This window comes from Comamonas sp. A23 (assembly GCF_004522605.1).
Lineage (GTDB): Bacteria > Pseudomonadota > Gammaproteobacteria > Burkholderiales > Burkholderiaceae_C > Comamonas > Comamonas thiooxydans.
The window spans coordinates 52,172-77,459 of sequence record NZ_RSDT01000002.1; the positions used below are offsets into that span (position 1 = coordinate 52,172).

General features: G+C 62.8%; 23 protein-coding genes. 17 read left to right on the forward strand and 6 right to left on the reverse strand.

The window, feature by feature from the left end; genetic code table 11:
• Positions 1-10 precede the first annotated feature (10 nt).
• Positions 11-1,981 (reverse strand): DNA topoisomerase IV subunit B, encoded by a 1,971-nt coding sequence (locus EIC84_RS04675; protein ID WP_003064589.1) that lies wholly within the window; start codon positions 1,979-1,981, stop codon positions 11-13.
• A gap of 419 nt (positions 1,982-2,400) precedes the next feature.
• Here EIC84_RS04675 and EIC84_RS04680 point away from each other — a divergent pair, with 419 nt between their 5' ends.
• The 7 genes from EIC84_RS04680 to bamC all read left to right on the forward strand — a co-directional run bounded on the left by EIC84_RS04680 (position 2,401) and on the right by bamC (position 9,832).
• Positions 2,401-3,597 (forward strand): MFS transporter, encoded by a 1,197-nt coding sequence (locus EIC84_RS04680; RefSeq protein ID WP_003064587.1) that lies wholly within the window; start codon positions 2,401-2,403, stop codon positions 3,595-3,597.
• A gap of 16 nt (positions 3,598-3,613) precedes the next feature.
• A complete protein-coding gene (locus EIC84_RS26530; RefSeq protein ID WP_003064585.1) occupies positions 3,614-3,745 on the forward strand; it encodes a hypothetical protein in 132 nt (43 codons plus the stop codon).
• A 42-nt stretch (positions 3,746-3,787) separates the two neighbouring features.
• Positions 3,788-4,600, forward strand: a complete 813-nt coding sequence (locus tag EIC84_RS04685) for an SDR family oxidoreductase (protein WP_003064583.1) — start codon at positions 3,788-3,790, stop codon at positions 4,598-4,600.
• A 39-nt stretch (positions 4,601-4,639) separates the two neighbouring features.
• Positions 4,640-5,275, forward strand: a complete 636-nt coding sequence (locus tag EIC84_RS04690; RefSeq protein ID WP_003064582.1) for a bifunctional 2-polyprenyl-6-hydroxyphenol methylase/3-demethylubiquinol 3-O-methyltransferase UbiG — start codon at positions 4,640-4,642, stop codon at positions 5,273-5,275.
• A 35-nt stretch (positions 5,276-5,310) separates the two neighbouring features.
• Complete coding sequence (locus EIC84_RS04695; protein ID WP_003064580.1) at positions 5,311-7,461, forward strand: hypothetical protein; 2,151 nt, start codon at positions 5,311-5,313, stop codon at positions 7,459-7,461.
• A gap of 298 nt (positions 7,462-7,759) precedes the next feature.
• On the forward strand, positions 7,760-8,656 hold the full coding sequence (gene dapA, locus EIC84_RS04700) for a 4-hydroxy-tetrahydrodipicolinate synthase (protein WP_003064577.1): 897 nt from the start codon (positions 7,760-7,762) through the stop codon (positions 8,654-8,656).
• A gap of 63 nt (positions 8,657-8,719) precedes the next feature.
• Positions 8,720-9,832 (forward strand): outer membrane protein assembly factor BamC, encoded by a 1,113-nt coding sequence (gene bamC, locus EIC84_RS04705; RefSeq protein WP_034361860.1) that lies wholly within the window; start codon positions 8,720-8,722, stop codon positions 9,830-9,832.
• Between the two features lie 93 nt (positions 9,833-9,925).
• On the opposite strand, the gene EIC84_RS25935 is transcribed toward bamC, so the two are convergent.
• The 4 genes from EIC84_RS25935 to EIC84_RS04720 form a co-directional block, all read right to left on the reverse strand.
• Complete coding sequence (locus EIC84_RS25935) at positions 9,926-10,078, reverse strand: hypothetical protein (protein WP_160162808.1); 153 nt, start codon at positions 10,076-10,078, stop codon at positions 9,926-9,928.
• A 38-nt stretch (positions 10,079-10,116) separates the two neighbouring features.
• The gene (locus EIC84_RS04710; RefSeq protein ID WP_034361858.1) at positions 10,117-10,407 is read right to left on the reverse strand and encodes a hypothetical protein; all 291 of its coding nucleotides are present in this window, start codon (positions 10,405-10,407) and stop codon (positions 10,117-10,119) included.
• A 377-nt stretch (positions 10,408-10,784) separates the two neighbouring features.
• On the reverse strand, positions 10,785-11,909 hold the full coding sequence (locus EIC84_RS04715; protein ID WP_003064569.1) for a JmjC domain-containing protein: 1,125 nt from the start codon (positions 11,907-11,909) through the stop codon (positions 10,785-10,787).
• Between the two features lie 71 nt (positions 11,910-11,980).
• Entirely contained in the window at positions 11,981-12,931 is a 951-nt protein-coding gene (locus EIC84_RS04720; RefSeq protein WP_003064567.1) for a helix-turn-helix domain-containing protein, read from the reverse strand.
• Between the two features lie 357 nt (positions 12,932-13,288).
• Here EIC84_RS04720 and EIC84_RS04725 point away from each other — a divergent pair, with 357 nt between their 5' ends.
• From EIC84_RS04725 to EIC84_RS04740, 4 genes are all read left to right on the forward strand, one after another.
• Positions 13,289-14,740 carry an aldehyde dehydrogenase gene (locus tag EIC84_RS04725; protein WP_003064565.1) on the forward strand — a complete coding sequence of 484 codons (1,452 nt, stop codon included), beginning with the start codon at positions 13,289-13,291 and terminating at the stop codon, positions 14,738-14,740.
• Between the two features lie 176 nt (positions 14,741-14,916).
• A complete protein-coding gene (locus EIC84_RS04730) occupies positions 14,917-15,237 on the forward strand; it encodes a cytochrome c (protein WP_003064562.1) in 321 nt (106 codons plus the stop codon).
• 13 nt (positions 15,238-15,250) lie between these two features.
• The gene (locus EIC84_RS04735; RefSeq protein WP_003064560.1) at positions 15,251-15,766 is read left to right on the forward strand and encodes a hypothetical protein; all 516 of its coding nucleotides are present in this window, start codon (positions 15,251-15,253) and stop codon (positions 15,764-15,766) included.
• A gap of 19 nt (positions 15,767-15,785) precedes the next feature.
• Positions 15,786-17,336 carry an FAD-binding oxidoreductase gene (locus EIC84_RS04740; protein ID WP_003064558.1) on the forward strand — a complete coding sequence of 517 codons (1,551 nt, stop codon included), beginning with the start codon at positions 15,786-15,788 and terminating at the stop codon, positions 17,334-17,336.
• A 253-nt stretch (positions 17,337-17,589) separates the two neighbouring features.
• Here EIC84_RS04740 and EIC84_RS04750 read toward each other — a convergent pair whose 3' ends face one another.
• The gene (locus EIC84_RS04750) at positions 17,590-18,570 is read right to left on the reverse strand and encodes an AraC family transcriptional regulator (RefSeq protein WP_003064557.1); all 981 of its coding nucleotides are present in this window, start codon (positions 18,568-18,570) and stop codon (positions 17,590-17,592) included.
• A 214-nt stretch (positions 18,571-18,784) separates the two neighbouring features.
• Between EIC84_RS04750 and EIC84_RS04755 the strand changes: the two genes are divergently transcribed.
• From EIC84_RS04755 to EIC84_RS04780, 6 genes are all read left to right on the forward strand, one after another.
• A complete protein-coding gene (locus EIC84_RS04755; RefSeq protein ID WP_003064554.1) occupies positions 18,785-20,008 on the forward strand; it encodes an amino acid ABC transporter substrate-binding protein in 1,224 nt (407 codons plus the stop codon).
• 227 nt (positions 20,009-20,235) lie between these two features.
• Positions 20,236-21,111 carry a branched-chain amino acid ABC transporter permease gene (locus EIC84_RS04760; protein ID WP_034361855.1) on the forward strand — a complete coding sequence of 292 codons (876 nt, stop codon included), beginning with the start codon at positions 20,236-20,238 and terminating at the stop codon, positions 21,109-21,111.
• The gene (locus EIC84_RS04765) at positions 21,108-22,049 is read left to right on the forward strand and encodes a branched-chain amino acid ABC transporter permease (RefSeq protein WP_003064547.1); all 942 of its coding nucleotides are present in this window, start codon (positions 21,108-21,110) and stop codon (positions 22,047-22,049) included. The genes EIC84_RS04760 and EIC84_RS04765 overlap by 4 nt, the downstream gene beginning before the upstream one ends.
• Positions 22,046-22,816: an ABC transporter ATP-binding protein gene (locus tag EIC84_RS04770; RefSeq protein WP_003064543.1), complete on the forward strand. Its 771-nt coding sequence runs from the start codon at positions 22,046-22,048 to the stop codon at positions 22,814-22,816. Before EIC84_RS04765 ends, EIC84_RS04770 begins: the two co-directional genes overlap by 4 nt.
• Positions 22,809-23,522, forward strand: coding sequence for an ABC transporter ATP-binding protein (locus EIC84_RS04775; RefSeq protein ID WP_003064540.1), 714 nt, complete (start codon positions 22,809-22,811; stop codon positions 23,520-23,522). Before EIC84_RS04770 ends, EIC84_RS04775 begins: the two co-directional genes overlap by 8 nt.
• A 223-nt stretch (positions 23,523-23,745) precedes the next feature.
• Positions 23,746-25,197, forward strand: a complete 1,452-nt coding sequence (locus EIC84_RS04780; RefSeq protein ID WP_003064537.1) for an aldehyde dehydrogenase — start codon at positions 23,746-23,748, stop codon at positions 25,195-25,197.
• The last annotated feature ends 91 nt before the right edge of the window (positions 25,198-25,288 follow it).

Genomic DNA, 25,288 nt, shown 5'->3' on the forward strand with positions numbered 1-25,288 from the left:
CAACGCCCGCCTAGATATCGACCTCCACGGCATCGCCATGCAGCTCCATCAGCTCGCGGCGGGCGGCGGCTTCGCCCTTGCCCATGAGCTTGGTGACCACGGCCTCCGACTGTGCAAAGTCCAGATTCATGAACTGCACCGGCAGCAGACGACGCGTATCGGGGTTCAGCGTGGTTTCCCACAGCTGTTCGGCATTCATCTCGCCCAGGCCCTTGAAACGGCTGACCTGGCATTTCTCGCGCGGCACGCCGTCCTTGGCGCATTTTTCGATGATGGCATCGAGCTCGCCCGCATCGAGCGCATAGACCTTGATGGCGGGCTTTTTGCCGCGCGCCGGCACGTCCACCCGGAACAGCGGCGGCAGCGCCACATGGATGTGGCCGGCTTCGATGAGCTTGGGGAAATGCTTGAAGAACAGCGTCAGCAGCAGCACCTGGATGTGCGAGCCGTCCACGTCCGCATCCGAGAGAATGCAGATCTTGCCGTAGCGCAGGCCGGACAGGTCTGGCTCGTCATTGGGGCCATGCGGGTCCACGCCGATCGCCACCGAGATATCGTGGATTTCGTTGTTGGCGAACAGCCGGTCGCGGTCCACCTCCCAGGTGTTGAGCACCTTGCCGCGCAGCGGCAGGATGGCCTGGGTTTCCTTGTCGCGGCCCATCTTGGCGCTGCCGCCGGCAGAGTCGCCCTCGACCAGAAACACCTCGTTGACGGCTATATCCTTGCTCTCGCAATCGGTCAGCTTGCCGGGCAGCACGGCCACGCCGCTGCCCTTGCGCTTTTCCACCTTCTGGCCGGCCTTCTGGCGCGTCTGGGCGGCCTTGATGGCGATCTCGGCCAGCTTCTTGCCCCAGTCCACATGCTCGTTGAGCCACAGCTCCAGCGCCGGGCGCACAAAGCCCGAGACCAGACGCACGGCATCGCGCGAGTTCAGGCGCTCCTTGATCTGGCCCTGGAACTGCGGATCGAGCACCTTGGCATTGAGCACATAGCTGGCGCGCGCAAACACGTCGTCGGGCATGAGCTTGACGCCCTTGGGCAGCAGCGAGTGCATGTCGATGAAGGCCTTGACGGCCTGGAAAAGGCCGTCGCGCAGGCCGCTGTCATGCGTGCCGCCAGCGGTGGTGGGAATCAGGTTGACATAGCTTTCGCGCAGCGGCGCACCGTCTTCGGTGAAGGCCACGCACCAGGCCGCGCCCTCGCCTTCGGCAAAGCTGTCGTTGTTCTTGTCGGCAAAGCCCTCGCCTTCGAACAGGGGGATGACGGGCTCGCCATGCAGGCTCTGCGCCAGATAGTCGCGCAGACCGCCCTTGAACTGCCAGCTCTGGGTGTCACGCGATTTTTCGTTGATCAGCGAAACGGCCACGCCAGGCATGAGCACGGCCTTGCTGCGCAGCAGATGCACCAGCTCGCCCATGGGCAGGGCCGAGGATTCGAAGTATTTGGCATCGGGCCAGGCACGTACCGTCGTGCCCTGCTTGCGCTCGCCAGCCTGCAAAGGGCGCACCTTGAGCGGCTCGATCACATCGCCGCCCGAGAACACCAGCGTGGCCACCTGGCCGTCGCGGTGCACCTGCACCTCCAGACGTGTGGCCAGCGCATTCGTCACCGAGACGCCCACGCCGTGCAGACCGCCCGAGAAGCTGTAGGCGCCGCCATTGCCCTTGTCGAACTTGCCGCCCGCGTGCAAGCGCGTGAAGACCAGCTCCACCACGGGCGCCTTTTCCTCGGGGTGCAGACCGAAGGGAATGCCGCGCCCGTCGTCCTCCACGCTGTAGGAGCCGTCGGCGTGCATGGTGAATTTGATTTTCTTGCCGTAGCCGGCAAGCGCCTCGTCGGCCGCGTTGTCGATCACCTCCTGCAGGATGTGCAGGGGGTTGTCGGTGCGCGTATACATGCCAGGACGCTGTTTGACAGGCTCCAGACCCTTGAGAACGCGGATCGAGCCTTCGGAATATTCGTTGGACGGTTTGACTGCCATGGGGGCGGATTGTAGTAGCCTCTCCGAGTGAGAGCTGGATAAATTCACAGTTGTTTACTCCCAATACTCTTGCACAAAGCCCGAACATCTGTCTTGGCAACGTGTTTTTACCGGGTCTTCATCGCTGCGGACACTCTGAAAACAATAGCATTTACCGCTTGCCATTCATGCGTTATGGATAGTTTCAAATCGATATCCATTACGCAGATTGCGCAAAGCGCTCACTTTTTATTTTTTTCTGCCCGGCTGCGGCTCCCGCGCCGCAGCTTGCCGGTCACGCATTCTGGCAGGGCAGCCTGCCACGCATGTGACGGCCTGTGCAGGCGCAAAACAGCTTGTTTCGTTAAAGTGGCAAGTTGACCGCACCCCAAGCCTTTTTTCGCACACACGGCATGACTACAAAGACAACTCAAGCCCCCATGTCCATGGCGCAGATTCTTCTGTGCGGTGGCGCCATCGTCACGCTCTCCATGGGCATACGCCACGGCTTCGGCCTGTGGCTGCAACCCATTACCCAGGAGATGGGCTGGACGCGCGAGAACTTCTCCCTGGCCATTGCCGTGCAGAACCTGTCCTGGGGCATCTTGGGCATCTTCGTCGGCATGCTGGCCGACCGCATCGGCGCCTTCAAGGTGCTGATCGGCGGCTCCATCCTCTATGCCCTGGGCCTGGCCGGCATGGCGCTGTCTCCCGATGCCACCGTGTTTTTGCTGACCGCCGGCGTGCTGATCGGCGCGGCCCAGGCCGGCACCACCTATGCCGTGATCTACGGCGTGCTGGGCCGCCAGATTCCGGTGGCGCGGCGCAGCTGGGCCATGGGCGTGGCCGCGGCGGCAGGCTCGTTCGGCCAGTTCTTCATGGTGCCCGTGGAGGGCAAGCTGATCGCGCAGTTCGGCTGGTCCAATGCCTTGTTGATACTGGCGCTGTTCGCGCTGCTGATCGCCGCCCTGGCCTTTGGCCTGCGCGAGCCGGGCTTTGGCGGCAGCACGCCCATCAAGCGCGAGCAGACCGTGGGCCAGGCGCTCAGGGAAGCCTGGACCTACCCCAGCTTTCTGCTGCTGATGGCGGGCTACTTTGTCTGCGGCTTCCAGGTCATGTTCATCGGGGTGCACATGCCCAGCTATCTGAAGGACTTCGGCATGGCGCCCCATGTGGCCAGCTATTCGCTGGCACTGGTCGGCCTGTTCAATATCTTCGGCACCTATCTGGCCGGCAATCTGGGCCAGAAGCTGCCCAAGCGCTACCTGCTGTCGGGCATCTACGGTCTGCGCTCGGTGGCCACCGTGGCCTTTTTGCTGGCACCGCTGTCGCCCTGGTCGGTCTATGCCTTCTGCGCCGCCATGGGCTTTCTGTGGCTGTCCACCGTGCCGCTGACCAATGCCACCATCGCCCAGATCTTCGGCGTGCAGCATCTGTCCATGCTGGGCGGCTTTGTCTTTTTCAGCCACCAGATCGGCAGCTTCCTGGGCGTATGGCTGGGCGGCTATCTCTACGATATCAACGGCAACTACGATATGGTCTGGTACATCTCGATTGCCCTGGGCATTTTTGCCGCCATCGTCAACCTGCCCGTGCGCGAGGCCGCCATTGTGCGCAGCTCGCCCAGCGCAGCCTGATACCGGAGACACCACCATGCCGCTCAAACTCTGGCAACGCATCTCTATCTGGTGTGCCGTGCTCGTGCTGCTGCTGGCGGTGTTTGCCCTGTATCTGCAACCGGAATTCATGCTCACACTCGCAGACCAGGTCTGGGCCTGCTTCTGAGCTCTTGGGCAAGCTGCCCGGGCGGCATGGCCGGGAGAGAGCATGGCCCGCATCATCATCACCGGAGCCTCGGACGGCATAGGCGCCGAAATGGCCCGCCAGCTGGCGCAAACCCATCAAAGCCGGCTGCAGCTGACGCTGGCCGCACGCAATGCAGGCAACCTGCAGGCCGTGGCAGAACAATGCCGGGCCCTGGGGGCGCAGGTGCTGACAGTTCCCACCGATGTGAGCGAAGAGGCCCAGTGCCGCGCGCTGATCGACGCAGCCGTGCAGCAGTTTGGCGGGCTGGACGCCCTGATCAACAACGCCGGGGTCTCGGCCCATGCGCTCTTTGAACAGGTCAGCGCACAAGACCTGGGCTGGTATGAGAGGTTGATGCGCATCAACCTCTGGGGCAGCGTCTGGTGCACCCATGCGGCGCTGCCGCACCTCAAGGCCAGCCAGGGCTCCATCGTCGCCGTGTCTTCGCTGGCCGGTCTGATCGGCGTGCCGGGTCGCACGGCCTACAGCGCCAGCAAGTTCGCCATGGCCGGCTTCTTCGAAGCCCTGCGCATCGAGCTCAAACCCGCTGGCGTGAGCGTGACCACGGCCTACCCCGGCGTGGTGGATACGCGCATCCGCTACCACGGCTACAACGCCAGAGGCGAGGCCGCAGGCGTCAGCGGCCTCAAGGAAGACGGCGCGATGACGGTGGCCGAATGCGCGCGCCTCATACTCGACGGCATGAGGCGCCGCCAGCGCGAGGTGGTGATGACGGGCAAGGGCAAGCTGGGCCGCTTCATCAAGCTGATCGCCCCTGGCATGGTGGAAGACATGGCCCTGGCCGCGCTCAAGGACGATGTGACGCCGCACTGAGCCGGCGCGAGCTGCTGCCGATGCAGCGACGCACGGGCCATGCAAGGATTTGGCTACGGGCACTGCTATAGTTTTCGCAAGATGACCAGCAACACCCAGCCTCCCCCACCCGCCGCCATTCCTGCGATTGCCGCCAGCCACTGCGCGCCGGCGCCCTCCGCCTGGATTGCCCGCTTTGCCCATCTGCTACGCCCGCAGGGCTCTGTACTGGATCTGGCCTGCGGCATGGGTCGCCATACCCGTTTCCTCTCGGCCTTGAATCACGCGTTGACCAGCGTGGACAAGGCGCCGGAAGCGACCCGGTCCGTGGCGGATATCGCCGAGACGATTACCGCCGACATCGAGAACGACGCCTGGCCGCTGACGGGCCGCAGCTTTGATGGCGTGGTCGTCACCAACTATCTGTGGCGTCCGCTGTGGCCGCAGATTCTGAACAGCGTCAAGCCCGGCGGCGTGCTGCTCTACGAAACCTTCGCCCAGGGCAACGATGCCTATGGCAAGCCCTCGCGCCCGGACTTCCTGCTGGCGCCAGCCGAGTTGCTGCAGGTCTGCGCAGGCTGGAACATCGTCGCCTACGAGCACGGCCTGCTGCACCAGCCCGAGCGCGTGGTTCAGCGCATTGCCGCCATCAGGCCCGATGGCCCGGCCGCGCCTGCCGCATTGCTTCAAGCCTGACGCCCTTCTTCTGCATCTACATCTGCCCGACCGCCATGCCCGCCTACGCCCTGCTGCTTGCCCACGACGAACACCCCAGTGCCTCGACAGAGTGGCCCGCAGAGCCCGGCGGCAGTTGTGACGGCTGGGCCGAATGGTTCAGCAGCACACCGCTGCTGTTCAGCGTGCTGCTGGGCGATGCGCGGCATCTGCCCGAACTGGTTCCCTGCAGCGCCTACCAGGACAAGCAAAGCCTCTCGGCCCTGGCCGCACCCATGGAGCAGGTCCGGGCCCGCTGGCAATGGCTCAAGAGCGTGATTGAGCCACTGCCCGCAAAATGCCCTGCGCATTGGCCCGACTCCGTCAAGAAGCAATGGCAGCACATCGATCACACCATCAGCACCAGCACGCGCCAGTGGCTGCTGCTGGACTGCGCCACGTTATGTCCGCATGACTTTGACGAAGCGGAGTTCACGACCTTTTTGCAGGCCCAGCGCGAGCTATGCCGGCAATGGAGCTGCAGCGGCGGCGAGCTGCCCGAATCCCTGCAGGCCTTGAAGCGGGCACCGCAATCCCATCTGGGATGGTGGAGCGATTCGGTCATTGCACGCACCGAGGTGATCGAGCAGCAAAGCGAAGAAGACTGGCCCGCCTGGCTGGCCGATCACTACGAGCCGCGCCACCATGGCGCCTGGGACGAAGCGACCGAAAGCTATTACGTCATGCCCAAGCTGCACCCGCGCACGGGCCTGAAGCCACAGAACGAAGCCGAGCGCGACCACTGGCCTGTGGGCATGGTCACGCCCTATGGCCGCTGGCTTCAGCGCCCCCTGGAAGGCGCGAGCATGACTTTTGTCTCTGGCGAGCATCTGAGCGTGCACTATCCCGAGACCACGCCGGGCGAAGGCGCGAGGTCCGGCATCAAGGATTTGAACGGCATCTGGCTGGTATCGCCCTCCGAGGGCTATCGCGACGCCTATGCTGTCACTCCCCATGTGATGGCCTGCAGATCACCGAGGCAGGAAAACATGCAGGAGCTGCGCAACCTGCCCGGCCTCGCGTTGCTGCACGAAGGGCTCAGCAGCATCGACTACAACGAGGAGCAGGACGAATTCATCCGTGCCGAACAAGGCTCTTATGGCGACTCGCGCCAGCTGCTGCTCAAGCCCGACGGCCACCCTGTGTTTGATGCGGGCCGCTATGAGCACATCAACGACTTCAGCGCCAAGACAGAACTGGCCGTCGCCTGCGTCCGGGAACCCTTTGTCAACGAGCAGGGCGAACAGGAGCACCGCATCCTCGAAGGCGTGATTGACATCCGCGGCCAGGAAATCATCCCCTGTCAGTTCAAGACCATAGAGCGCGGCTTCAGCAGCTCGCCCCCCAAGGTATTTCCCGGTCGCAAGCTTCTGGCCATCACCGAAAAAGGCGAGCCGCGCATCTTCAACACCAAAGGCAAGCTGCTGGCCGCCCCTGATATCTGGTGCCCGCCGCTGAACTGCAGTCCGAAGAAAAATGAACTGCTCACCTTTGTGGGCGAAGGGCCGGAGGCCGAACTGGTCATGTTCTCTATCCAGGATTTCAGCATCACCCGCACCGGAGAAACCTGGGAGGACTACCGTAACGCACTGCGCGGCATGTTCAAGGGCCTGGGTGGCGACACCCCCGAAACCACGACCATGACCCGCGCGGAACTGATAGAGGCAGAGGATGGGGCCTGGATGCAGGATATATCGCGCATCCTCTGCCTGAATGACGAAAGCCGGACCGCAGAACTGCTGCAGCAATGGCGCGACTGCGTGGCGGCACCTGATCCTGACGACATGGGCTGGGACGAAGATGACGAGATCGACCCCGATGTCATGCATCTGCCCGCTGGTGAAAACGCGCTGACCCTGTACTGGGTGCATCTGCTTGCCGTTGCCGGTCAGTTCGCCCGCTTTGACTGGAAGGATGCCGACGGCATTGCGAACACGCGCTGGCTTCCCGGCACCGATGACTGGCAGTGGGACACGCCCGCTGACGGTGTTGAATCGGGCCTGGAGCATATGGCCGAACATCTGGCTGACCGCCAGCTGGCCCTGATCAAGCTGGCCACCGATGACGACAGCCTGCGCGTGACCGTGGTGCGCTCGGCAGATGCCGAGGACTTCATGGAGCGACTGGCGCAGGCCCATATCAGCGCCTGGAACTACAGCGCGAACTGAAGCGATGCCGGCGGGGCAGGAACCACGGTCGCCGGGCCTGCCTGCAGGCTTTGAGGAAAACGGCCGGGCCGCATTGAGCAAGACTTGCAAAGCCGCCAGATTGCAGCCATGCCGTCCGAAACAAAGCCACGATCAACGAACAATATGACGCACAGAAATTAAATATTTCGTCATTTCGTCATTTATCAACAACACTTCGACAAAAACAGAGTTTTGCTAGGCACTGTTGATCGCAAACCACTGCCTGCACCCTGTCCCTGTTTGTAGAATTCATTTTTACCGTTTTCTGATTGCGGATATGACATCACCCTCCGTTGCTCTCACTGGCAGCATTGTTGCCCTCATTACGCCCATGCTCGAAGACGGTAGCGTCGACTACCCGTCGCTGCGCAAACTCATCGACTGGCATGTGGCCGAAGGCACCAACTGCATCGGTGTGGTCGGCACCACCGGTGAATCGCCCACCGTGAATGTCGAAGAGCATTGCGAAATCATTCGTGTCGCCGTGGAACAGGCCGCCGGTCGCGTCTCCATCATGGCCGGCTGCGGTGCCAACAGCACGCACGAAGCCATCGAGCTGGCCAAATACGCCAAGAAGGTGGGCGCTGACAGCCAGCTGCAGGTCGTTCCCTACTACAACAAGCCCACACAGGAAGGCCAGTACCAGCACTTCAAGGCCATCGCCGAAGCCACTGGCGACCTGCCCGTGGTCCTGTACAACGTGCCCGGCCGCTCGGTTGCGGACATGCAGCATGACACCGTGCTGCGCCTGGCCCAGATCCCCGGCATCATCGGCATCAAGGAAGCCACCGGCAACATCGAGCGTGCCCAATGGCTGATCCGCGACGTGCCTGCCGGCTTCGGCGTCTACTCCGGTGACGACCCCACCGCCGTGGCACTGATGCTGTGCGGCGGCCACGGCAATATCAGCGTGACGGCCAACGTCGCGCCCCGCCTGATGAGCGAGCTGTGCAAGGCCGCCATGGCCGGCGATACCAAGCGCGCCATGGAAATCCAGTTCAAGCTCATGCCCCTGCACAAGAGCCTGTTTGTGGAAGCCAATCCCATTCCCGTGAAATGGGCAGCAGCCCGCATGGGTTTGTGCGGCCCCGCCATGCGCTTGCCCATGACGCCGCTGAGCGAGCAATGCGAAGCAGTTGTTGAGGATGCTCTGCGTAAAGTTGGCGTACTCTGATCGAGTTGCGCTAAGCTAGCGGTTTTTCGCACATAGCTTGAACGCTACCCAAGGACAATCCGCGTGAAACAACAAACAGCACGTTTGAGCCTGCTCAGCATCGCGCTGGGCCTGTCTGCCTGCACGACCACGTTCCAAGAGACCAAGATCGACTACAAGAGCGCGGGCAAGAATCAAGCTCCCTCTCTTGAAGTCCCTCCGGATCTGACGCAGCTGTCGCAAGACTCGCGCTATACCGTCCCTGGTGGCGTGGTATCCGCTGCTGCCATGCAGGCCAATGCCAAGGCCGCCAAGCCTGCCGACAACAACACCGCGGCCAACAAGATTGGCGACGTCCGCATCGAGCGCGACGGTGCCGAGCATTGGCTCGTGGTTGATCGTGCAGCCGACAAGCTCTGGGAGCCCACTCGCGACTTCTGGCTGGAAAACGGCTTCATCTACTCGATGGAAGACCGTCAACTGGGCATTCTCGAGACCGACTGGGCCGAAAACCGCGCCAAGCTGCCTCAGGACATCATCCGCAAAAGCCTGGGCAAGGTGTTCGATTCGCTCTATTCCACCAGCGAGCGAGATAAATTCCGCACCCGCCTGGAGCGCGAACCCGATGGCAAGACCCGCATCTATGTCACCCACCGTGGCATGCAGGAGGTCTACACCAGCGAGCGCAAGGACAACACCATCTGGCAACCACGTCCTCGCGACCCCGAACTGGAAACCGAATTCCTGCGCCGCATCATGGTCAAGCTGGGCGTGAGCGAAGAGCAGGCATCTGCCGTCGCCAAGGCGGACAAGTCTGCAGCTACCACCTCGACCGGCGCACGCATGGACACCATCAACGGCGTGCCCACGCTGCAGCTGGAAGAAGGCTTTGAGCGCGCATGGCGCCGCGTTGGCGTGGCGCTGGACCGCACCGGCTTCACCGTGGAAGACCGCGACCGCAGCCGCGGCCTCTACTACGTGCGCTACGTGGACCCGAACGCCAAGCCTGAGTCCAAGGGCTTCTTCAGCAAGATCTTCAGCCAGGGCAAGGAAGCTGCCGCGCCTCAGAAGTATCAGATCCAGGTCAAGGGTGATGGCAACAAGTCCCAGGTCAGCGTGCTCAATGAGCAAGGCCAGCCGGACAGCTCCACCAACGGCCAACGCATCGTGCGCATCATCACCGATGATCTGAAGTAAAGAGCGCTGCACCCCATACAAAAGCCACCGGGCTCCGCTCTGGTGGCTTTTTTCATGTCCGAACAAGCCGACCTTCGGCTTGGGCTGCAATGCTCATGGCGCGCGCTTGCCCGCCAGAATCCGCCCAAGTGCAGAGACAGGTGCAGATACAGGTGCAGACCTTGCATACCAGCCCACATCCGCAGCGCGAAAATCCTCTGCAAAATCCAGACGTAAAAAAACCGCACCTGAGTGCGGTTTTTTCATGCTCGAGACCTGGGCCTCAAGCTGGCTGATGCAGCGAATTACTTGGCAGCAGGAGCTTCAGCGGCGGGAGCAGCAGGAGCGTCAGCGGCGGGAGCAGCAGGAGCGTCAGCGGCGGGAGCAGCAGGAGCGTCAGCGGCAGGAGCAGCAGGAGCGTCAGCGGCGGGAGCAGCAGCGTCAGCGGCAGGAGCAGCAGGAGCTTCGGCAGCAGGAGCGGGAGCAGCAGGAGCTTCCACAGCAGGTGCGGGAGCAGCAGGAGCTTCTTCCTTCTTGCCGCAAGCAGCCAGAGCAGCAGCAGCGATCACGGTAGCCAGAATCAGAGAGTTCTTCATGACAGTTTCCTAAATGGTAGGTTCAGCAGACGGTATGCAGATTGCCATTACGGTCAGCCTTTTGCAGCTATTGATCGCTCTGGCAGATCAGGTCAAACGATAAATTCGACTCAGCCCGCATTATAGGTAGTTTTGCCCATTGCTGACTAACACTGACAGCAACCAAACAATTCTGCACAAATCGGTGCGTTCTCATTTACCGGGCAAGCCCATGCTTGCCTTGAGCCACACTGTGGAGCATAAATTTATTCCTGTCAAATCCCTGACAAAGCTTTGATAAAGATTTACATAACCTACACAAAGCCTGCGAAATCTGCAGGAGCCACAGAGGACAAACACGTAAGTTAGCACGATCGCTGTTACAAGTCCACCCTGTTTCAGTCGCCCGAGCGAACCCAGCCAGCATCAAACCACGACGACAGCAACTCCAGCGCGTCATCGCTGGCAGTTGCCAGATCCTTGCGCGACAGCGCCCGGGTGTCAGCCAGCTTGCGCATCAGCGTGGCATCGCGGCCGCCCGCCAGATAGCTTTCGCCATTGATGAAGATGTGCTTGGCGTCATACATCATGCGCGTGCGGCGATCCAGCACCACGCTTTCGAACATGCCGTTTTCATCGCCGTGCTCGAACCAGACATTGGGCTTGGGGTCGCTCAGATACTCGCCCAGCGCGCGCTCCAGCGCCAGCGGCTCGGCCATGGCCTTCTTCAGTGCCTCGCGGGCAAAGTCATACATGCCTTCAGGAATCAGCGCCGGGCTGCTCACGGCCTCCTGCTTGGGGTCGCGATAAATGACCGGAGTTTCGGGCTCGTCGGGCTCGTCCGACATGCGCAGCAGCAATTCGCGGCCCAGCTCGCTGCGATCGGGCGAGCGAAAGCCTATCGAATACGTCATGCATTCGCCTTCGGCCACTCCGTCATGCGCCCATTTGGGCGGCAGATACAGCATGTCGCCGGGCTCCAGAACGAACTCTTCCTCGGGCTCGAAGTTGGAGAGAATCTTCAGTGGTTTGCCCTGCTGCAGAGACAGGTCTTTCTGACGACCGATGCGCCAGCGGCGCTTGCCGTGGGCCTGCAGCAGGAACACGTCATAGCTGTCGAAGTGGGGCCCCACGCCGCCTTGATCGGTGGCAAAGCTAATCATCAGATCATCGAGGCGCGCCTCGGGCACAAAACGGAATTGCTGCAGCAGCTCGTGCGCCTTGGCGTCATGCATGTCCACGCCCTGCACCAGCACGGTCCAGCCCGGCTTGGTCAATGCCGGCAGGCTGCGACGAGACAGCGGACCGTGACTGAGCTTCCAGCTATCACCTTCCAGCTGTTGAATCAGGCGCGACTCCACGCCCTCTTCGCCCGCCATGGCCAACAGGCGAGCACGCGGAATCGGGGCCTTGAAGCCGGGAATGGCCTGGCGCACCAGCAAAGGCTTTTTATGCCAGTGCTTGCGCATGAATTGAGAAGCGGTAAGTCCACCCAGCAGGGTGAGCGGCGTATTGATGTCCATGAATACAGTCCTGCTTTCTAAGCAACGGACTGCATTGTCCTATAGGCCTAGAAAACGCTGGTCAGCACAGATCAATGACCAAGCGCTCTGAATTCGGACGGCGACATGCCGGCATAGGCCTTGAAGGCACGACTGAAGTGCGCGCTGTTGCCAAAACCACAGCCCATGGAAATCTCTGTAATGGTGCGGTGCGCGAGCGCCGGGGAATGCAGCTCCCGCATGCAAAGCTCCAGTCGGCTCTGCTGGATGAAGCCGCCCAGCGACTGGTCTCGCCCCGCAAAGGCGTTGTGCAGATGCCGACGGCTGCAATTGAGCGCTTCGGCCACCTGATCGACCGACAACCCCGGGTCGCGCACATGGCTGGCCACATGCTCGCAGATGCGGTCGTACAGGGCCTGCTTCTGCGTCACCGCCGTGGCCTGCCCGCCAAGTGCCTGCAGGGACAGATGCACCATGTCCACCAGCAACTCCCCGGCGCGGCGCGCCAGCGGTGCCGTCATATTGTCCAGTTCCTGGTAAGTGCTGCGCATGGTCTGCAGAGCGATGCGCGCAATGCCGGCGCTGCCCCCCACGGATCGACCCATGAGGTTTTCCAGACGCAGACCTCGCTCGGCAATGCTTTGTTTGGGCACCATCATGATCAGGTGCTCCGTGTGCCGGGGATTGGCCACCACATAGGGCTGCGAGGTGTCATAGATGGCCCAGCTGCCATTGCTCACGCAGGCCTTGCTGCCGTACTGTTCCACCTCGGCATGGCCGCTCCAGGGCGCCACGATCTTGAGATAGGCCGCTTCGCTGTCGCGCAGACGGTGGCTGTCGCGTATGACGCGATGGCGCCCGGCATCCAGCTTGGTGAGCATCACATCGCCGGCGTATGCCACGCTCAGATGCCCGTCAAAACAGGTGTCGCCATACAGATCCGTCTCCAGACCCGAGAACAGCTGCGCCATCCAGCCCTGCCAGGCTGGTGCAGTTTCCTTCTCGGGAAGACCATCGGTACTCAGTACCACGGGCGCGGTCATGGGCCTTGACTCCTCGTTGTATCTATCTCTGCCTGTACCGACAAAGTACAGCAATTATCGGTAAGTGAGCACTTTCGTGCTCAGGCCGGAAAGAATCTCCCACACTGCATTCAAACTAGTGCAAACCCTAGGTTGCGTGCACGATTCGTCAAACGGTTTGTGCACATTGCGCACAGCATCTTGCCAAGGCTTTTCCTACGATCACTCACACGCCAGTGTCAGGCGAAACACCACAAAAAGGGGGAGACAAGCCCGGTGACACAAGCCTTGTGCAACGGCACCAGCTCCCACTTTTTTCAACTTGCAGCAACAAGCAGTGACCGCGGTCACGCGACCTTGGTAGCGAAGGAAGCGAAGATGATTGAACAAAGCATGCTCATCGGCGGTCAGACCGCACAGGCCAGCAATGGCGCCACTTTCGAGCGCAGAAACCCTCTGGACGGATCGGTCGCCACGCGTGCCCCGGCCGCCACAACAGCCGACGCCGTGCGTGCCGTGGAAGCCGCTCAGGCGGCCTTCCCTGCCTGGGCGGCCCTGGGCCCCACAGAACGCAGGCTGATGCTGATGAAGGCCTCGCAGGCCCTGGAGGCCAAGGCCGAAGCCTTTGCCGCAGCCATGGCGGCAGAAACCGGCGCCTCCGGCATCTGGGCCGGCTTCAATGTGCATCTGGCCGCCAATATGTTTCTCGAAGCCGCGTCGCTGACCACCCAGATCAACGGCCAGCTGATTCCTTCGGATATCCCCGGCAGCATGGCCATGGCCGTGCGCCAGCCCGCTGGCGTGGTGCTGGGCATCGCCCCCTGGAATGCCCCCATCATCTTGGCCGTACGCGCCATTGCCACGCCCCTGGCCTGCGGCAACACCGTGATCCTCAAGGGCTCGGAGCTGTGCCCTGCCACGCACGGCCTGATCATCGAAGCGCTGCAGGAAGGCGGCTTGCCGCCCGGCGTGGTGAACTTCGTGACCAATGCACCCGAAGACGCCGGCGCCGTGGTCGAGGCCATGGTGGCTCACCCCGCCGTGCGCCGCGTGAACTTCACGGGCTCGACGCGCGTGGGCCGCATCATCGGCCAGACCTGCGCCAAATACCTCAAGCCCGTCATTCTGGAGCTGGGCGGCAAGGCACCGTTTCTGGTGCTGGACGATGCCGACATCGACTCCGCGGTGGCCGGCTGCACCTTTGGCGCCTTCGCCAACTCGGGCCAGATATGCATGTCCACCGAGCGCATCATCGTGGACGAGGCCGTGGCCGAGGAATTCATCGCCAAGCTGGTGAGCCGCGCCCAGACCCTGCCTCTGGGCGACCCTCGCCAGGGACCGGTGGTGCTGGGCTCAGTCGTGGACATGAACACCGTGAACCGCGTCAACGAGCTCATCGACGATGCCGTGAGCAAGGGTGCCAGAATTCTTTGCGGCGGCAAGGCCAACGACACCTTGATGGCAGCCACGCTGATAGACGGCGTGACTCCCGAGATGCGAATCTTCCGTGAAGAGACCTTTGCCCCGGTAAAAGCCATCGTGCGCGTGCGTGGCGAAGAGCAGGCCATCGCCATGGCCAACGACAACGAGTTCGGCCTGTCTTCCGCCGTCTACACCAGGGACACAGCGCGCGGCTGGCGCGTGGCCGGCCGCATCGAAGCGGGCATCTGTCATGTCAACGGCCCCACCGTGCACGACGAGGCACAGATGCCTTTCGGCGGCGTGAAGAACTCGGGCTACGGCCACTTTGGCGGCCAGGCCGGTATCGATGCCTTTACCGACACCCGCTGGATCACCATGCAGACCACCGCACGTCACTACCCCTTCTAAAGCGTCCAGGACAGCAGTCGTAGCCGGCAGGCATGACTCCTGTCTTCGCTTGAAACCTCCATCGCGGGCACTGGGCCATGAGGCAAAGACCTCAGGTGCAGCGCCCGCATGGGCAAGGCGCGAGCCCTAGCCCGCGCCTTGTGTCTGCCGACCCACAGAACCACCGGAGACCCACGTTGAAACATGCCTCCCAACTGGCCATGGCAGCCCTGCTGTCTGGCCTCAGCCTCGCCGCCTCGGCTGCGGACTCTCACAACATTGGCCCCGGCCAGCGCTTCTACGAAAAGACCTGCGCCAAATGCCATGAAGCCGGCATAGGCCCCGTCATCAAGGGGCGAGGCTTTCCGCCCGCGACCTACGTGATCATTGCGCGCAACGGCATGAACGCCATGCCGTCTTTTCGCGTGACCGATATCGACGACGCCACGCTGGAAGACTTGGCAAACTACCTGTCCAAGACAGAGGCCCCCAAGGCAGCCGAGCCAGCCAGGAAATAAGGAGGACGATGCAATGCAAACCGATCGTCGCTCCCTTCTCAAAGGTCTGACCGCTGCAGGTCTGGCTGTCTCCGGCATAGGCTGGGCACAGGCTGCCACCTCCGCTGCAGGCCGCACCGCCAGCGCAGCCACACGCTCTGCCGAGGTGCTGGCCGTGACCTCCTCCATGCACGCCAGCGCGCTGGACAAGGCCTTTGCGGCCGGTGTTCAGAGCACCTCCCGCAACGTGGTGCACACCGGCCTTCAAGGTCTGGACAGCGCCGCATTCAACCAATTGGGCGAGCTGCTGACCGACAGCCATGAAACCCTGCTGGTGGGTCTGCTTGATGACGCCTCGGCCACGTTGGTGCTGGACCTGGTTCGCTCCAGCGGTGGCCGCGTGCTGGCCGTGGAACACCATCGCGTAGACGGCGCCGCCGCTGACTGGGCCCAGGCGCTGGGTCGGTCGCTGGCGTCCGGTCAAGTCATGAACACCACCACGGCGGCAGCAGGCAAGGAAGCCCGCGTGTCCTTTAGCTGCGTAATCTAAGAAACAAGGAAAGCAGAGCATGACAAGCAAATACATGGCCCTGCCCAAGGGCATGAGCGAGAGCAGCTTCGATGCGGCCATCGCCCAATTCAAGAAGGCCCTGGGCGAAGACAATGTGATGATCAAGGACGAGCTGGTTCGTCCCTACACCAAGGTGATGATGGCTGTGCCTACCGAAGAGCACACACCTTCCGCCGTTGTGACTGCCACCACCGTGGAGCAGGTGCAAGAGGTCGTCAAGATCTGCAACGCGCACAAGGTGCCCGTGTGGACCATCTCCACCGGCCGCAACTTCGGCTACGGCTCGGCCGCACCGGGCCAGCGCGGCCAGGTGGTGCTGGATCTGCGCAAGATGAACAAGATCATCCACGTGGACCCCGAACTGTGCACGGCCCTGGTCGAGCCTGGCGTGACCTACCAGATGCTCTACGACTACCTCGAAGAGAACAAGATTCCCTTGATGCTGTCGTTCTCGGCACCTTCGGCCATTGCCGGCCCTCTGGGCAACACCATGGACCGCGGCGTGGGCTACACACCTTATGGCGAACACTTCATGATGCAGTGCGGCATGGAAGTGGTGATGGCCAACGGCGATGTGCTGCGCACCGGCATGGGAGGCGTCAAGGGCGACAAGGCCTGGCAGGTGTTCAAATGGGGCTACGGCCCGACGCTGGACGGCATGTTCACCCAGTCCAACTACGGCATCTGCACCAAGATGGGTTTCTGGTTGATGCCCAAGCCCCCGGTCTTCAAGCCGCTGGAAATCCAGTTCGACGAAGACAGCGATATCTCCGAGATCGTGGAATTCATCCGCCCCCTGCGCATCGCCCAGGTCATCCCCAATTCGGTGGTGATCGCGGGCGTGCTGTGGGAGGCATCCACCTGCAACACCCGCCGCTCGGACTACACCACCGAGCCCGGCCATACGCCCGACGCCATCCTCAAGCAGATCCAGAAGGACAAGCATCTGGGCGCCTGGAATGTCTACGCGGCGCTGTACGGCACCAGGGAGCAGGTCGACGTCAACTTCAAGATCGTGCAGGACGCGCTCAAGAAGCTGGGCAAGGGCCGTCTGATCACCGAAGAAATGGCTGGCGACACCCAGCCCTTCAAGTACCGTGCCCAGCTCATGTCGGGCGTGCCCAACCTGCAGGAATTCGGCCTCTACAACTGGCGCGGGGGTGGCGGCTCGATGTGGTTTGCTCCTGTGTCGCAGGCGCGCGGCAGCGAGTGCGACAAGCAGAAGTCGCTGGCCAAGAAGATCCTCAACAAGCATGGTCTGGACTATGTGGGCGAGTTCATCGTCGGCTGGCGCGATATGCACCATGTCATCGATGTGCTCTACGACCGCAGCAACGAAGAGGAAACCAAGCGTGCCAACGCCTGCTTTGCCGAGCTGCTGGACGAGTTCGAAAAGGAAGGCTATGCCGTGTACCGCGTGAACACGGCCTTCCAGGAGCGCGTGGCGCAGAGCTACGGTCCGGTCAAGCGCGATATCGAGCGCAAGATCAAGCGGGCTCTGGACCCCAACGGGATTCTGGCTCCGGGCAAGTGCGGAATAGATATCTGAGGCTCCCCCTGAGCGGCTTTGCCGCTTCCCCCTCTCTCGCTGCGCGGGAGGGGGACAATACCTTCGCTGCGGGGCGGCCCTTGCTCGGTATTACTGAATCAGAGCATGCTCAATCCAACGCTCTTGGTCGCAGCCAAGCACGCAAAAAAGCCACCCGATTTGAAAACGCCGGGTGGCTTTTTTGTTTTTGGATTGCTACCTTATTGATAGCTTACAGCGTATTTAGCATCTGAACCTGAGGCTTGTTTAACTCTTAATTGAGCAATTTGGAGCCAAACATGCCTGCCCTGAACTGCGCCGGCGTCTGCCCCGTGTGCTGCTTGAACAGGCGGCTCAGATGCGCGCCGCTGGCAAAGCCGCTAGCCAGCGCCAGCTCGGTCAGGGTGCAGTGGCGATTGGCAGGACTGAGCAGTTCGCGCTGGAACAGGGCCACGCGCTCGGCCCAGATATGCTGGCTGATGGACAGGCTCTCATCGGCAAAGGCGTTGTAGAGATGACGCTTGCTGCAGTTGAGCGCTGCGGCCACGGCATCGACGCTCAGGGCCGGATCGCGCAGGTGCTGGCGCACATAGGCCTTGATGCGGCCCAGCAGCAGCTCGCTGGCGCTCAGGGAGGCCGCACGGCCGCAGGCATCGAGCAGGGACAGCTGGATCAGCTGCAGCAGCGAATCCGTCACATGCTGGGCCAGACCCTGGCCCATGGCCCGACATTCGGCAAAAGTGCCGCGCATCATGTCCAGCGCAATGCGGGACACGCCTTCGCTGCCGCCCACATAGCGCCCCATGAGCGCGTCGATGGCGCGACCATGGTCTTCGAAGCGGCTTTTGGGCAGGGTGATGATCAGATGCTCGCACCACTCGGGGTTGAGCACCTCGTACTCCTGCGTGGTGTCATAGATCAGCCACTGGCCGCTGCGCGCCACGGCTTCGCGCCCGTTCTGGCAGACGCGGGCCTCGCCATGCCAAGGAGCCACGATCTTGAGAAAGTCCGTGCTGTGCCGCGCCATGCTGGCCGATGTGCGCCGCACGCGATGGCGGCTGGCCTCGATCCGGGTCATGCCCACCGGCCCCAGCTCCAAGGTTCCCAGCCGCGCCGAGAAATGCTGATCGCCATAGACATCGCTCTCCAGTCCATAGAGCGTTGACATCCAGTGCTGCCAGGCGCCCACGGCTTGGGCACCTTGCATCTCGGTCATCTTCTCGGTCACTTGGTAGGCAGGAATGTCTGGCCGCATCTGGGCTCCTGAAGAAGTAACAGGATGCTTCATTATCCATAGCGACCCGGACCCGGGTCCGGGCAAAACCGGCGCCTCGCAGGGAAATCAGTGTTTACCCACAGACACTTGCATGCACAGACAAGACGCAGTGCACGCACAGACAAGCCCCTTGCGCCGCGATTTCCTACGATGGCCGAAAACCCGGACACCCGTCCATAAAAAGGAGACAAGCATGACATTCGCCGACAAGCGTTTTGTTCTCAAAAGCCTGGTCGCAGCCACGGCCCTGGCGGGTCTGTGCGGCCAGGCCCTGGCCCAGGAAGCGCCCAAGTCCATCCGTATCGGCTGGGCAATTGCCAAGACCGGCGTCAACGCGGGCGGAACCTCCGTGACCACGGCGCCCAACTACAAGCTCTGGGTCAAGGAGATCAACGACGCCGGCGGCATCATGCTCAAGGCCTACAACAAGCGCGTGCCCATCGAGGTCATCGAATACGACGATCGCTCCAGCACCGAGGAGGCCGTGCGCGCCACCGAGCGCCTGATCACCCAGGACAAGGTGGACTTCGTGCTGCCGCCCTGGGGCACGGGCTCCAACCTGGCCGTGGGGCCGACCTACGAAAAGCACAAATACCCGCTGCTGGCCGCCACCTCGGTGACCGACAAGGCCCCCGATCTGGCCAAGCGCTGGAAGCATGCCTTCTTCTTCCTGGGCACGGGCGGCGAATATGCCGAGGGTCTGGTCGCCATGCTGGAAAAGGCCAAGAAGGACGGCAAGATCAACAACAAGATCGCCATGATCAACATCGCCGACGGCTTTGGCGTGGAGCTGGCCAATGCCACGCGCAAGGCCGCCAAGCAGCATGGCTTCGAGCTGGTCTACGACAAGAGCTATCCGATCGGCACCCAGGACATGACGCCCATCATCAACGAGGCCAAGGGCAAGGGTGCCGACACCTTCGTGGCCTACTCCTACCCACCCGACACCATGCTGATCAACGAGCAGGCCAGGACGCTGGGCCTGGCTCCCAAGGTGCTGTTCACCGGCGTGGGCACGCAATTCCCCATGTTCAAGGGCAAGTTCGGCGCAGCGGCCGAAGGCGTGATGGCGCCGGGTGGCATCGATGCCGGCAACCCGCAGATGCAGGCTTACCTCAAGCGCTTCAAGGAGGTGACCGGCCAGGAATCGGACCGCTTTGCCAGCCCCATCGTCTACACCTCGCTGCAGATGCTGCAGCAGGCCATCGAGCGCGTGGGCAAGATCGATCGCGCCGCCGTAACGCAGGAACTCAAGAGCGGCAGCTTCGAGACCGTGCTCGGCCCCGTCAAGCTTGAAGGCCAGATGCTGACCAAGCTCTGGCATGTGGGCCAGTGGCAGAACGGCGAGTTCAATGCGATTGCGCCGACCAACCGGGCGGGGGTCAAGCCTGCGGTGATACCGCGGGTCACCCCCTGAGGCGCTGCGCGCCTTCCCCCTCTCTCTACGCGCTTCGCGCTATGGGAGGGGGACGACAGCCTCGGTGCGGGGCTGCCCTTCCTCGCTGTCCCGTTGCTGGGGCATGCCTATTCCAGCATTCGCCCAGCTCCGCAAGAACTATCAAAACAAGAGCTGGTTGCGCATGTTTCGCTTTCACTTTGCATTGATTTCATAACAAGAACAATGAATCACCAGCGGTATACGCTATGAATTTAATAGACATCCTTCTCGCTGGCGCCATGCTGGGCGGGCTCTACGGCCTGGTGGCCATGGGGCTGACGCTGCAGTATGGCGTGGCGCGCATCATGAATCTCTCGTATGGGGAGTTTCTGATTGCGCCGGCCTTTCTGGCCTTTTTTGCGGTGAGCAGCTGGGGTATTTCACCGCTGCTTCTGGTGCTGCTGGTGGTGCCGCTGGGCTTTGTCATCCAGTGGCTGATCTATCAGCTGCTGCTGACGCCGCTGGTGCGCCGCGCCAAGGGCGGACCGGCGCTGGAGGTGGATTCGATTCTGGCCACCTTCGGCATGCTGTTCGTCGTGCAGGGCGTCATGCTGGTGATGTTCGGCGGCGACTATCACAGCTACAGCTATCTGGCCGATCCCGTGGAGATCCTGGGCAGCAAGGTCGCGGCCAACCGTCTGCTGGTGCTGGGCTTTGCCATCGTGCTGGGCGGCGGCCTGTACCTGCTGCTGACACGCACGCGTACCGGCGCCGTGGTGCGCGCCGTGTCCGTGGCACCTCAGTTCGCACATCTGGTCGGCATCAATGTGCGCAGCACGGCGGCCCTGGCCTATGGTCTGGGCGGCGCGCTGGTGGCGGTCTGCGGCGTGCTGGTCAGCATGTTTCTGCCCTTCTCGGCCGGCATGGGCACCATGTTTGCCATGAAGGCGCTGATCGTCGTCATCATGGGTGGCGTGGGCAATCTCATGGGTTGCCTGGTGGCCGGCATGCTGCTGGGCTTTGCCGAAACGCTGGTGGCCTCCTTTGTCGACCCCGGCCTGACGCTGGCCGTCAATTACGCGGTGTTCCTGCTGGTGCTGCTGTTCAAGCCCACCGGTTTGTTCGGGAGGACTGCACGATGAGCCGCAAAGAAATTCTGATCTGGGCCATCTGCGCCATCGCCACCGCCGGTCTGGCACTGCTGCCGCGCTGGCTGACGGATGAGTACTACCTCTCGCTCATGATCAGCATTCTGATGTACTGCGTGCTGGCCACGGCCTGGGCGCTGTTCTCGGGGCCGACGCGCTATATCTCGCTGGCCACCGTCGCCTTCTTCGGCATGGGCGCCTATGTCACCGCCGTGTTCGGCGAGTCCCTGCCCTGGGCCGCCGTGCTGGGCATTGCGGCCGGCGTGGGCCTGGTCATGGCCTTGATCGTGGGCCTGTCCACGCTGCGGCTGTCGGGCGTGTACTTCGTGATCTTCAGCTTCGGCCTGGCCGAGCTGGTCAAGCAGCTCGTCACCTGGTGGGAAGTCAACATCACCAAGGACCTGGGCCGCTATGTATTCGTGGAGATCACCCAGCTCGATATCTACTGGCAGTTGCTGGCCATGCTGGCCCTGGTGCTGGCGCTGCGCGCCCTCATCAACCGCTCGCGCCTGGGCCTGGCGCTGCGCGTGATCGGGGAGGACGAGACCGTTGCCACCCATGTGGGCATCAACACCACCACGGCCAAGCTGCTGCTGTTCGCCCTCAGCGCCGTGTTCATCACCGTCACGGGCGCCATCATGGCTCCGCGCTGGACCTATATCGACCCCAGCATTGCCTTTGCTCCTGCCGTCTCGTTCCAGACCCTGATCATGGCCTTGCTCGGCGGTGCCGGCGCGCTATTCGGCCCGATTCTGGGGGCCGTGCCGCTGGTGCTGCTGTTCGAGTACCTGGCCGCCAACTTCCCCAACCATTTCTCGATTCTGCTGGGCCTGGTATTCATCGTGATCGTGTACTTCATTCCCCAGGGCCTGTCTGGCGTGCTGGCCAGACTGCTGGGCAGGAATGCGGCCAGCAAGGGAGAGCAGCCATGAAGACCGCCACCCTGCTTTCCGTGCGCGGTGCCACCAAACGCTTCGGCGGCCTGGTGGCCGTCAACGCACTGAGCTTTGACGTCTATCCGGGCGAGGTCGTGGGCCTGCTCGGCCCCAATGGCTCGGGCAAGACCACGGCCATGAATCTGATCTCGGGCGCCCTGCCCGTCAACGGCGGCGAGATCGTATTCAACGGCAAGCCCATCCACCCGCTCAAAAGCCACCAGATCGCCCGCCTGGGCGTGGCGCGCACCTTCCAGCTGGTCAAGGTGCTGGGCTCCATGAGCTGCAGCGACAACGTCATTGCCGGCATGGCCTTCAAGCCCCGGCCGCTGTTTGGCAAACCTGCCGCTGCGCGTGCCCTGCAACTGCTGAATCAGGTGGGTCTGGCCGAATTGGCGAATACTCCCGCGGGCGAGCTCACCTATATCAACCAGAAGCGCCTGGAGCTGGCCCGCGCGCTGGCGCTGGAGCCGCAGATCCTGCTGCTCGACGAATGGCTGGCAGGCCTGAACCCCACGGAGCTGCAGCAGGGCATTGCACTGATCCGGCAGCTGCAGGCCACGGGGCTGACGATTCTCATGGTCGAACATGTGATGGACGCCGTACACGCGCTGTGCAGCCGCTGCGTGGTGATGAACGCGGGCACGAAAATAGCCGACGGCCCCACGGCCCAGGTGCTCCAAGAGCCCGAGGTGGTGCGTGCCTATCTGGGGGAAGACGTGACTGCAGATGAAGACCGGTCAGCGGAGGCCAGCCATGCTTGAAGTGCGCAATATCTCGGTGAGCTACGGCAAGCACGAGGCGCTGCACCAGGTCAGCCTCCAGGTTCAGCCCGGCGAGCTGGTCGTCATGCTGGGCGCCAACGGAGCGGGCAAGTCCAGCCTGCTCAAGGCGCTGGGCGGCATGGTCACGCCGCAGGCCGGCGCCAGCGCCCAACTGGCGGGCCAGGAGCTGATGCAGCTGCCCCAGCATGCCATCGTGCAAGCCGGCCTGGCCCTGGTGCCCGAAGGGCGCGGCGTATTCGGCGATCTCAGCGTCAAGGAAAACCTGCTGCTGGGAGCCCAGCCCCAGCGCGCACGCGCCAACGAGGCCAGCAATCTGGAGCAGGTCTTCGCCCTCTTTCCCAAGCTGGGCGATCGCCTGCCGCAAGTCGTTCGCACCATGAGCGGCGGCGAGCAGCAGATGGTGGCCGTGGGCCGCGCTCTCATGAGCCAGCCCGATATCCTGCTGCTGGACGAGCCTTCGCTGGGCCTGTCGCCGCTGATGTGCAAAGAGCTTTTCGCCGCCCTGGCGCGCATCAAGACACTGGGCATGGGCGTGCTGCTGGTGGAACAGAACGCGCGCCAGAGCCTGGCCATCGCCGACCGTGGCTATCTGCTGGAGACGGGCCGCATTGTGGGCGAAGGCTCGGCCACAGAACTCAGCAACAGCCCCGCCGTGCGTCGCGCTTATTTGGGCGGAGAGCACTGAGATGAATCCTCCTGAGCGGCTTCGCCGCTTCCCCCGGAGGGGGACGATGCCATCGCTGGGGCAGCCCATGCTGGGGCAGTCCATGCTGGGGCAGCCCACGCTGCGGGGCTGCTGGGCCGCCTAGGCCCTTGCTCGACACCTCTGTGCTGGGCCGCGTCTAATTTCAACGGTATGAACAACAGGCAGCTTTGATGACTGCTTTCACGTCAAAAGGAGATGAAAAATGATCGAACAAAAAATGCTGATAGCCGGCCAGGAATGCGCAGCCGGCAATGGCGCGACCTTTGAACGCAGGAACCCGCTGGATGGCAGCGTGGCCACACGCGCGCCGGCAGCCACGACCGAGGACGCGATTCGCGCCTGCGATGCAGCGGCAGCAGCCTTCCCCGCCTGGTCGCAACTGGGGCCGAATGCCCGCCGCGCCATGCTGATGAAGGCCTCGCAGGCGCTGGAAGCCAAGGGCGAAGCGATTGCCGCGGCCATGGCTGCCGAGACCGGCGCATCGGGCATCTGGGCCGGCTTCAACGTGCATCTGGCCGCCAGCATGCTGCTGGAAGCGGCTTCGCTGACCACGCAGATCAATGGCGAGATCATTCCCTCCGACGTGCCCGGCAGCGTGGCCATGGCCGTGCGCCAGCCCGCCGGCGTGGTGCTCGGTATCGCGCCCTGGAATGCCCCCGTGATTCTGGCCGTGCGCAGCATCTCCACGGCCCTGGCCTGCGGCAATACCGTGATTCTCAAGGGCTCGGAACTCTGCCCCGCCACCCACGGCCTGATCATCGAAGCGCTGCAGGACGCAGGCCTGCCCGCCGGCGTGGTGAACTTTGTGACCAATGCGCCCGCCGATGCGGGCAGCGTGATCGAGGCCATCGTGGCCCATCCGGCCGTGCGCCGCGTGAGCTTTACCGGCTCCACACGTGTGGGCCGCATCATCGGCCAGACCTGCGCCAAGCATCTCAAGCCCGCACTGCTGGAGCTCGGCGGCAAAGCCCCGTTTCTGGTGCTGGACGATGCCGATATCGATGCGGCCGTGAACGCCGCCACCTTTGGCGCGTTTGCCAACTCGGGCCAGATCTGCATGTCCACCGAGCGCTTTGTGGTGGATAACAAGGTGGCCGACGAGTTCATCGCCAAGTTTGCCGCCAAGGCCCGCAGCCTGCCGCTGGGTGACCCGCGCAAGGGACCCGTGGTGCTGGGCTCGGTGGTCGATCTGGCCACGGTGGAGCGCTGCAATGCCATGATCGACGACGCGCTGGCCAAGGGCGCAAAAATCGTATGCGGCGGCAAGGCCGAGAACACGCTGATGCCCGCCACGCTGATCGACCATGTGACGCCGGCGATGCGCATCTTCCACGAGGAGACCTTCGGCCCGGTCAAGGGCATCGTGCGCGTGAACGGCGAGGAAGAAGCCATTGCCACGGCCAATGACAACGAGTTCGGTCTGTCCTCCGCAGTCTTCACCCGGGACACGGCCCGTGGCTGGCGTGTGGCAGCGCGCATCGAGACCGGCATCTGCCATATCAACGGCCCCACGGTGCATGACGAAGCTCAGATGCCGTTTGGCGGCGTCAAGGCCTCGGGCTACGGCCATTTCGGCGGCCAGCAGGGCATCAATGCCTTTACCGAAACCCGCTGGGTGACCATGCAGACCACAGAACGCCACTATCCGTTCTAAAGACCCCCTGAGCGGCTTTGCCTAGGCGGCCCCGCCGCTTCCCCCTCTCTGCTTCGCGGGGGGACGACAGCTTTGCTGCGCGGCGGCGCTT

Bases quoted from the DNA above. Each gene is read 5' to 3' on its own strand.
- EIC84_RS04675 (WP_003064589.1), bottom strand. From the start codon at position 1,981: ATGGCAGTCAAACCGTCCAACGAATATTCCGAAGGCTCGATCCGCGTT.
- EIC84_RS25935 (WP_160162808.1), bottom strand. From the start codon at position 10,078: ATGAAAAAACCGCACTCAGGTGCGGTTTTTTTACGTCTGGATTTTGCA.
- EIC84_RS04750 (WP_003064557.1), bottom strand. From the start codon at position 18,570: ATGCGGCCAGACATTCCTGCCTACCAAGTGACCGAGAAGATGACCGAG.
- EIC84_RS04720 (WP_003064567.1), bottom strand. From the start codon at position 12,931: ATGACCGCGCCCGTGGTACTGAGTACCGATGGTCTTCCCGAGAAGGAA.
- EIC84_RS04685 (WP_003064583.1), top strand. From the start codon at position 3,788: ATGGCCCGCATCATCATCACCGGAGCCTCGGACGGCATAGGCGCCGAA.
- EIC84_RS04765 (WP_003064547.1), top strand. From the start codon at position 21,108: ATGAGCCGCAAAGAAATTCTGATCTGGGCCATCTGCGCCATCGCCACC.
- EIC84_RS04715 (WP_003064569.1), bottom strand. From the start codon at position 11,909: ATGGACATCAATACGCCGCTCACCCTGCTGGGTGGACTTACCGCTTCT.
- EIC84_RS04755 (WP_003064554.1), top strand. From the start codon at position 18,785: ATGACATTCGCCGACAAGCGTTTTGTTCTCAAAAGCCTGGTCGCAGCC.
- EIC84_RS26530 (WP_003064585.1), top strand. From the start codon at position 3,614: ATGCCGCTCAAACTCTGGCAACGCATCTCTATCTGGTGTGCCGTGCTC.
- EIC84_RS04775 (WP_003064540.1), top strand. From the start codon at position 22,809: ATGCTTGAAGTGCGCAATATCTCGGTGAGCTACGGCAAGCACGAGGCG.
- EIC84_RS04780 (WP_003064537.1), top strand. From the start codon at position 23,746: ATGATCGAACAAAAAATGCTGATAGCCGGCCAGGAATGCGCAGCCGGC.
- EIC84_RS04690 (WP_003064582.1), top strand. From the start codon at position 4,640: ATGCAAGGATTTGGCTACGGGCACTGCTATAGTTTTCGCAAGATGACC.
- EIC84_RS04710 (WP_034361858.1), bottom strand. From the start codon at position 10,407: ATGAAGAACTCTCTGATTCTGGCTACCGTGATCGCTGCTGCTGCTCTG.
- EIC84_RS04740 (WP_003064558.1), top strand. From the start codon at position 15,786: ATGACAAGCAAATACATGGCCCTGCCCAAGGGCATGAGCGAGAGCAGC.
- EIC84_RS04680 (WP_003064587.1), top strand. From the start codon at position 2,401: ATGTCCATGGCGCAGATTCTTCTGTGCGGTGGCGCCATCGTCACGCTC.
- dapA (WP_003064577.1), top strand. From the start codon at position 7,760: ATGACATCACCCTCCGTTGCTCTCACTGGCAGCATTGTTGCCCTCATT.
- EIC84_RS04760 (WP_034361855.1), top strand. From the start codon at position 20,236: ATGAATTTAATAGACATCCTTCTCGCTGGCGCCATGCTGGGCGGGCTC.
- EIC84_RS04725 (WP_003064565.1), top strand. From the start codon at position 13,289: ATGATTGAACAAAGCATGCTCATCGGCGGTCAGACCGCACAGGCCAGC.
- EIC84_RS04735 (WP_003064560.1), top strand. From the start codon at position 15,251: ATGCAAACCGATCGTCGCTCCCTTCTCAAAGGTCTGACCGCTGCAGGT.
- EIC84_RS04695 (WP_003064580.1), top strand. From the start codon at position 5,311: ATGCCCGCCTACGCCCTGCTGCTTGCCCACGACGAACACCCCAGTGCC.
- EIC84_RS04770 (WP_003064543.1), top strand. From the start codon at position 22,046: ATGAAGACCGCCACCCTGCTTTCCGTGCGCGGTGCCACCAAACGCTTC.